This is a genomic window from Endozoicomonas arenosclerae (assembly GCF_001562015.1).
GTDB classification, from domain to species: Bacteria; Pseudomonadota; Gammaproteobacteria; order Pseudomonadales; family Endozoicomonadaceae; genus Endozoicomonas_A; species Endozoicomonas_A arenosclerae.
Map to the genome: position 1 here is coordinate 1 of NZ_LASA01000288.1, position 476 is coordinate 476.

General features: G+C 28.4%; 1 protein-coding gene. It reads right to left on the bottom strand.

The genetic code is table 11. The features are described 5' to 3' along the window. Window positions 1-476, bottom strand: a 476-nt coding sequence (locus WG89_RS31535; RefSeq protein WP_172806964.1) for a hypothetical protein, incomplete at both ends; no start/stop codon positions are given.

The window sequence follows — 476 nt, forward strand, 5'->3', positions numbered from 1 at the left end:
TTGGCCTAGGCTTTCAATGACCCCATTAAATTTCGAAACAATAAAATCAAAAATATAAACCAATATATTATTTGGCAATTGGTAGCTTTCATCGATACCAGTACTTAAAATTATATATGTGCCATCTATTGTTGCTATTACCCTTGATATAATCGCATTTAGAGCTTCTAAAGAAAGGCCACCAAAAAATAAATACAACGTAAGTACTAAAAATATAAAAGTAAGAACAACCGCTTGAAAAATTATCTTCCAACCAACCCCACCTCTAACAGAAACAGCCATTAAAAGAATAATTAAATTTATTAGAGCACCTTTTATACCAAGTAAAACGCTTGAAAACACAATCAACAAAAAACAAAGACAAAAATTAAAATATTTTTTTTTCTCAAAAAAGGAAATAGAACAAACCATAATTAACATAGTTAAAAAATCAAATAGATAATGCAGTCCTTTTGATTCAACTGTCCAAGATAACT